Genomic DNA, 7,529 nt, shown 5'->3' with positions numbered 1-7,529 from the left:
TTTGTGTGCTGACGTCAATATAAACAAGACCGTTTTCAATTTTGACCGGATAGGTTTGAATGGCACATTCATCACCAGTCAGGCATTGCCCGGTAACCAATGAAAATGTTTTTTTATGGAAAGGGCAGGCCACTTTTGGTTCATCTCCACGACTGCCGATCATACCGCGGCTTAGGGCCATTTGTTTTTTGTGCGGACATTCGTTTTGCGTGGCAAACCATTTGTTCGGTCTTGAAAAATAAAAAAGTGCTATCTGTTTATCCTTGTATTTAACGCAAACGCCTGCATTTGATACTGCATCTTCTACACGGCATGCGGCAAACCAACGGGCCTCATTTAGTAAAACGGATTCATTATCGTGATTCATCGAAATTTGTTTCTTAATTTAATTCAATACTGAAGATCGTCCCTTACTAAGATTAATATCATTGCATGATGTTAACCGGGTTTATGTGATGTCCGACTATTTATCAATATGCGTTTTTTGCCAGTCGGCCGGTTTCTTCTGGTTGCGGAACTCGACGAACCGGACAGCAGGGTCTTTTTCTGCAGGGGCATTTACAAAGTGGTTGAAACGGTTCCTGATTTCGGGATTTTCAACAGCTGCTTTCCATTCACATTGATATGAGTTTACAAGTAACTGCATTTCAGCTTCCCATTTAGCCCCCATACCCAGGCTGTCATTAACAATTACGTTGCGCAGATAGTCAATGCCACCTTCCATCTTGTTAAGCCATGGTGCTGTTCTTGTAAGGGTATCTGCAGTTGAAATATAAAACATCAGGAACCGGTCGATATATCGGATACAGGTTTCACTATCGACATCTGAAACAAGTAATAAGGCATGTTGTGGATTGCTGCCACCATTTCCGCATACATAAAGGTTCCAGCCCTTTTCGGTAGCGATGATACCAAAATCCTTACTTTTTGCTTCTGCGCATTCCCGTACGCAACCGGAAACGCCCGATTTGATTTTATGGGGTGCACGTAATCCACGGTATCTCTCTTCTATACGAATGGCATAACTAACGCTGTCGTGTAGCCCAAAACGGCACCAGGTAGAGCCGACGCAACTTTTTACGGTTCTTAATGCCTTTCCATAAGCATGGCCGCTTTCAAAACCAGCTCTTATTAATTCTTCCCAGATCGAAGGGAGATCACTTATATGTGCGCCGAATAAATCGATGCGCTGACCCCCGGTAATTTTTGTGTAGAGGTTATATTTTTGAGCTACCTGTCCGATGACAATCAATTTCTCCGGTGTGATTTCGCCACCTGGTATTCTTGGGACCACTGAGTAGGTTCCGCCTTTTTGAATGTTAGCAAGAAAACGGTCGTTGCTATCCTGCGAAGCATCACCCCCTTTCTTTAATATCATTTCATTCCATAAACTCGCGGTAATGGAGGCAATGGCGGGTTTACAAATTTCACATCCTTCCCCTTTTCCCAGTTTTGAAAGTATATCGTCAAAAGTTTTAAGCTGATGAATTTTTGCCAGGTCAAATAGTTCCTGCCGGCTATATGCAAAATGTTCACAAAGAATATTACGTACATATTTTCCCTGCTGTTTCATTGTATGAACCATCAGGTCCTTTACCATGGGAACACAGCCACCACAGCCAGTTCCGGCTTTTGTACATTTTTTTATAGCGTCGATTGTTTCGCAACCTTCATCAGTTACAGCACATGCAATAGCATTTTTCGTTACACCTTCACAACTACAGATCACCGCATCATCGGGCAAAGCAGCTATTCCGCTGCCCGCGCCTTTTTTTGAATCTGTTTGGGCAAGCAAAAGTCCGGAAGGATCTGCCGGTAATACCATCCTGTTTTTGCAGTGCTGCAATAGCATATTATATTGTGAAGCTTCTCCGACCAGTATTCCTCCCAATAAATATTTTCCATCTGCAGATACATTGAGCCTTTTATAAATACCATTCACCTTGTCTTCATACATTATCACCCTTACTTTGTCTCCTGTGATAAATGGGTCTCCGAAACTTGCGACATCAATACCAATCAGTTTGAGTTTTGTACTCATGTCAAAACCCTGGAATGACTTCAACCGTGTTTCTGGTTTCGGTCCATACTTATTACAGATGTTTGCAACAAGTATTTCAGCCATTTCATAACCAGGTGCCACCAGGCCATAGATCATATCCCGATGAAGGGCGCATTCGCCAATGGCAAAAACGGAAGCGTCATTTGTTTGTAAGTGGTCGTCGATTGTTATGCCTCCTCTGGGCCCGGTTTGTAAGCCGCAGGCAGCTGCGAGTTCATCCCTTGGTTTTATACCGGCTGAGATTACCAGCATGTCTATACCCAGTTCACTTTCGTCCGCAAATTGAAGGCCGGTAACATTTTCTTCTCCCAGCACCTGGTAAGTATGTTTCAGGGTATGAACGCTCAAGCCAAGTGCATTCATTTTTGTTCTCAGGATACCAGCCCCGGCATCGTCCAGCTGCCTGGGCATTAATCTTGGAGCAAATTCAATTACATGTGTTTTTTTGATACCCAGGTCAAGCATCGCTTTTGCAGCTTCGAGTCCAAGTAACCCTCCACCCAGCACTGCAGCTTTTTTTGCCGTTTTTGCATAATCCCGGATAAGATCCAGGTCCTCCAATGTCCGGTAAACAAAAACTCCTTTCTTTTCCAGCCCGTGAATCGGCGGAACCATGGCGGAGGAACCGGTAGCGAATACAAGTATGTCATAAGAAACCTGGACTCCATGAAAGCTGCTGATGATTTTTAACTCACGGTCAATTTTCGTAACCGGGTCACCCAGATGGAGATCGATATTATTATCTGAATACCATTTTACGTTTGCCATCGATAAATCTTCAGCGTCTTTACCCGCAAAATATTCACTGAGGTGAACCCGGTCATAAGCGGGCAGGTATTCTTCCCCAAAAACAGTTATCTGAAATTTCCCAGGGGCACGGGTAATGATTTTTTCGCAGAATTTATATCCTACCATGCCATTTCCGATGACAACTATTTTCATAATAGTATGAGTTTATTAAATGAAATGGCAAGCAATCGATGTATGCAAGAAATGCATAATGTAAAAATTTCAAGCAAAGGCTGGAGAAAAACTGGCAAAAGCGTTAGCGCTTATCAAATTATTATATGATAAAAATAAGGTTATTTGGATTTAAATGCCAAACTTTGCAATAATTATATTACATATATCTGTTTATAATATGATAGAAAACTCAAAGCTATTCCTGGTGGGAGCCGGGCCGGGAGATCCGGAGCTGATAACTTTAAAGGCAATCCGCGTCCTTGAAATTGCAGACGTGGTTCTATATGACGCGCTCGCCAACGAAGAACTGCTTACATATTGTAAGAAGGCAAGCGTGAAAAGATTTGTGGGTAAACGTTATGGTTGTCATGCCCTCAGCCAGCAGGAAATAAATTATCTCATACTTGAACATTGTGCAATTTATCCGAATGTCGTCAGGCTTAAAGGCGGAGATCCCTTTATTTTTGGGAGAGCACAGGAAGAAATTGATGCAGCGCGGGGCGCCGGGATTGATATAGAAATTGTACCTGGTATTTCCAGCGCATTGGCGGTACCAGCTTCGCAGAATATTCCGCTGACCTGTCGTGGCGTCAATGAAAGTTTTTGGGTTGTAACCGGCACGAACCGTAATAATGAGTTATCAGCTGACATTGATCTCGCAGCACAGTCTTCCGCCACGGTAGTAATATTGATGGCCATGAGTAAACTTGAAACAATCTGTGATATATTTATGAAATATGGAAAAGGTGAAACCCCTGCGGCTATTATACAGGATGGAACCAAACCCAATGCAAAGATGGTGACCGGAACAATTAAAGATATCGCATTCAGGGCTGTTGCTGCCGGTTTGGAGAATCCGGCTGTTATCGTTTTTGGAGAAGTCGTAAATCTAAACCCGGCAACGATCTATGACAAAATAAAAGGATCATCAACAAACCAGGCATTGGTACAAATCCGGACCAGCCCTGTTACAAGATCATAAATGAAGAAAACAAAAACAACCTTTGCCAAACAGCCCCAATTTATTTACACAAGATGTATGAGTGAGTGGTGGCCGGCCCTGGATGCGCAAAAACAAATTTCACAGTGCAGGAAAGGCGAATTGATATTTAAAGAAGATGAGCCAGTAAAGGGAATGTATTTTGTGATTGAAGGGGTTGTGAAAGTGCATAAACACTGGGTAGAAGAAAAAGAATTAATTATCCGGTTTGCAAAGGAAAATGATATCATCGGCCATCGCGGCTTGTCTTCTCACTCCGATGTATACCCGATATCTGCTACTACGCTTACAAACTCTACAATCTGCTTTCTTGACCTTCCATTTTTTTACTCCACTTTAAAGGTGAATCCAAACTTCATGTTTGATCTCATGATGTTTTTTGCTGATGAACTCCGCTTGTCAGAGCAGCGGATGCGTGACCTTGCGCATATGCCTGTGAAAGAACGTGTGATGAAAACATTGCTGACCATTGAAAAAAAATTTGGAGTAAACGAAGAAGGATTTATCAATTTTGACCTGAGCCGGCAGGACATAGCGGCTTATACGGGCGCGGCTTATGAAACAGTCTATAAGTTGCTCGCAGAATTTACCAATGCTGGTCTTATTAAAACGAATGGAAAAAGTATAGGAATCTTATCCGCAAAGTTGGGAATTTTATGATTAGACTGTAATTATTAAAGAGGTTGGTGAAATGGCAGCGATTAATTAATTTTATATCCATGAAGATTATCGCAATAATTATTTCCGGTTTTGTATTGTGTTCTGCTGTAACACCATCTCCTTATGCATTGGTTCAGAAAGACAAATTATCTGAGAGTATTGCCAGGGGAAAAACGATTTATGTAGAAAGATGTATGAGTTGTCACCAGGAAAATGGAGAGGGCCTTGAAGGAAATTTTCCACCACTCGCCAAAGCGGATTTCCTGGTTAAATCGCTGGATAAATCCATCTATTCTGTCAAGTTTGGCCTGGAAGGAAAGATTACAGTAAATGGAAAAGAATACGATAATCTTATGCCAAATCCGGGACTGGAAAATAATGAAGTTGCCGATGTAATGAACTATATCCGTAATGCCTGGGGTAACAGCTCCGCGAAAAAAATGATAACTGAAGAAATGGTTAAAGCCATACCGGAAAAAAAATAACAGCTAACCCCGCTCATATAGATTAGCCGTATTTACAATAATATTTATCCGGCTAATTCCCAAAATGCAACACGCGCGACTAAAAGATGTCGCGCGTGTTTGCTTTATATCAATGTGATAGTTAGCGCCTATAATAATTACTCCTATGAAAGTTAGCAATGCTCAAAAGAAAGAAGCTAACTCACCTTTGAAGGATTCTGCAATGTACTCTTAGGTTGTTTAGGATTGAAAACCGGGTGTTCAATAAATGGCTGATCCTTTATGCGCTTACCCGTTGCCTTGAAAACAGCATTGGCAACTGCTCCGCCGGTTGGGGGAAGTGCTGGTTCACCCAGACCGGTAGGATCAATTCCATTATTTACAAAATGTGTATCAATCTCAGGGATCTCTTTCATTCTTATCAACCGGTATGTATTATAGTTTTTTTGTTCAGTCTCACCGTCTTTGAAAGAAAGTTTACCAAACATTGCGTGGCCATATCCATCAACGACACCGCCCATTACCTGTTGACGCGCTCCGCTGAGGTTTATCACCTGTCCACAGTCTGAAACCGCTGTAATGTTTTTTACAACCGGGATGCCTTTTTCCATGACTACATTACAAACCTGTGCAACATAAGATCGGTGTGAAAAATAAACACTGAATCCCTGGAACACGCCTTTTTGTTTGCCCCAGTTTGATTTCTCGGCAGCAAGTTTCGTGACGGCGATCATGCGGTCAATGTCATATTTTACAGCGCCAGCGGGAGCAGTTTTTGCTTTCTGAAACAGATCAAGCCTGAACTGTATCGGATCCTTTTTCGCGGCGAAAGCAACTTCATCCAGGAAAGACTGTTCTGCAAAAGCAAGGAAATTGGTTATAGGTGCGCGCCAGGGACCAGTTGTTATTGGAGAAATGTGTTCAACAGATTCTATCAGTAAATTGTCAACTGCTCCTGAAGGAAAATTATCCTGCCGGGTAGGGTTTCCTGAATTGATACCGACACCACGTAGTTTGTATCCAATCATATTACCTCCTGCATCAAGGGCAGCCTCAAACCGATAACGAACAGCCGGCCGGTAACTTCCGCCGGTCATATCATCTTCCTTGGACCAGGTAACTTTTACGGGTGCTTTTATTATGCTTGATAACTCAGCAGCCTCGGTGACATAGTCAAATTTTAATCTTCTTCCAAATCCACCACCAAGACGTGTGATATCGAGTGTTATTTTATCTTCGGGAATATTCAGCAGTTTGGAAGTAGCAGCTCTTGCAGCTGCAGGTGTTTGTGTTGGTCCCACCAGTTCAACGCCATCTGCACGAACATGTGCAAAAAAGTTCATTGGCTCCATCGGGCTATGTGAAAGAAAAGGGCATTGGTATTCGCTTGCAACGACCTTTGCTGCTTTACTGAAAGCGGCATCGACATCACCATCTTTTCTTTCTGTTTTTGCCTTGCCTTCTTTCAGCAGGTTTGCAAATAATTTATCATGGTCAGCGGTACTTTCAAGATTACCATCTTTTTCGTATTCGATTTTAAGGGTCTTCCTGGCTTTCATCACCTGCCAGGTAGATTTGCCCACTACAGCTACATTATTACCGAAAGTAACTACGTCTGTAATTCCTGGCATCGCTTTAGCAGCTGCAGCATCAACGGATTTAATTTTTAATCCGAATGCCTTTGGACGTTGAATCATTGCATGTAACATACCTTCACGGTAAAAATCAAGGCCAAACAATGGTTTACCGGTATGTATATCCGCGTTCGCCACATTTTTTACAGCGGTACCTATAAGTTTGAAATCTTTATTCTCTTTTAGTTTCACTTCTTTTGGAACCGGTATAGCCTTTGCTTCTTCGGCCAGTTCACCATAGCCAAGTTTTTTACCGCTTGGTGTATGTATAACAAAACTATTTGCAGCAGTACATTCAGTTGAAGGAACGCTCCAACGTTTTGCTGCAGCTTCTATCAGCATAAATCTTGCCGTACCACCGGCATTTCTCAACAGCTTCCATGAGTGTGGAACAGCACCGCTTCCCCCGGTTACCTGCCTGTCGAAATCAGAAGTATTAAGCCTGGCTTGCACCACTTTTACTTTTGTCCAGTCAGCATCGAGTTCCTCCGCTACAATCATAGGGAAAGAAGTCATGATGTTCTGGCCGAGTTCGGGGTTAGGGGATAACAGTGTAATTACACCCTCGGTTGAAATAGAGAGATAGCTGTTGAACCCAATGTTACCAGTAACACCTGTTGCATTAACAAGCGTTGCGGCTGAAACTTCTTTAGCAAACCAATCAAACCCAAGTATTAAACCCCCGGTTGTGATGGTGGAAAATTTGAGAAAATTTCTTCTGCTATTATTTATAGGAGTTGACATAA

Annotated in this window: 6 protein-coding genes; 3 read left to right on the top strand and 3 right to left on the bottom strand. The window is 42.4% G+C overall.

The genetic code is table 11. The features are described from left to right. On the bottom strand, positions 1-367 hold a 367-nt coding region (gene nirD / locus VK664_RS27770; RefSeq protein WP_461401992.1), incomplete at its 3' end, for a nitrite reductase small subunit NirD. A 96-nt stretch (positions 368-463) separates the two neighbouring features. Beyond that, entirely contained in the window at positions 464-3,004 is a 2,541-nt protein-coding gene (gene nirB / locus VK664_RS27765) for a nitrite reductase large subunit NirB (protein ID WP_461401991.1), read from the bottom strand. A gap of 199 nt (positions 3,005-3,203) precedes the next feature. Here nirB and cobA point away from each other — a divergent pair, with 199 nt between their 5' ends. Genes cobA through VK664_RS27750 form a run of 3 tightly spaced genes read left to right on the top strand, consistent with a single transcriptional unit; the run spans position 3,204 to position 5,170 of the window. Beyond that, positions 3,204-4,007: a uroporphyrinogen-III C-methyltransferase gene (gene cobA, locus VK664_RS27760; RefSeq protein ID WP_461401990.1), complete on the top strand. Its 804-nt coding sequence runs from the start codon at positions 3,204-3,206 to the stop codon at positions 4,005-4,007. Continuing rightward, on the top strand, positions 4,008-4,685 hold the full coding sequence (locus tag VK664_RS27755) for a Crp/Fnr family transcriptional regulator (RefSeq protein WP_461401989.1): 678 nt from the start codon (positions 4,008-4,010) through the stop codon (positions 4,683-4,685). It abuts the gene before it with no gap. Positions 4,686-4,744: 59 nt separating this feature from the next. Further along, complete coding sequence (locus VK664_RS27750; RefSeq protein WP_461401988.1) at positions 4,745-5,170, top strand: c-type cytochrome; 426 nt, start codon at positions 4,745-4,747, stop codon at positions 5,168-5,170. Positions 5,171-5,346: 176 nt separating this feature from the next. Here VK664_RS27750 and VK664_RS27745 read toward each other — a convergent pair whose 3' ends face one another. Beyond that, positions 5,347-7,527: a xanthine dehydrogenase family protein molybdopterin-binding subunit gene (locus tag VK664_RS27745; protein WP_461401987.1), complete on the bottom strand. Its 2,181-nt coding sequence runs from the start codon at positions 7,525-7,527 to the stop codon at positions 5,347-5,349. Between the last annotated feature and the right edge of the window lie 2 nt (positions 7,528-7,529).

The organism is Flavitalea sp. (assembly GCF_035489435.1).
Lineage (GTDB): Bacteria > Bacteroidota > Bacteroidia > Chitinophagales > Chitinophagaceae > DATHKG01.
This window is presented reverse-complemented; position numbering and strand designations above follow the sequence as displayed.

What these genes read in the sequence shown, in the direction of transcription:
- nirB (WP_461401991.1), bottom strand. Translation starts at nt 3,004, where the DNA reads ATGAAAATAGTTGTCATCGGAAATGGCATGGTAGGATATAAATTCTGC.
- VK664_RS27750 (WP_461401988.1), top strand. Translation starts at nt 4,745, where the DNA reads ATGAAGATTATCGCAATAATTATTTCCGGTTTTGTATTGTGTTCTGCT.
- VK664_RS27745 (WP_461401987.1), bottom strand. Translation starts at nt 7,527, where the DNA reads ATGTCAACTCCTATAAATAATAGCAGAAGAAATTTTCTCAAATTTTCC.
- cobA (WP_461401990.1), top strand. Translation starts at nt 3,204, where the DNA reads ATGATAGAAAACTCAAAGCTATTCCTGGTGGGAGCCGGGCCGGGAGAT.
- VK664_RS27755 (WP_461401989.1), top strand. Translation starts at nt 4,008, where the DNA reads ATGAAGAAAACAAAAACAACCTTTGCCAAACAGCCCCAATTTATTTAC.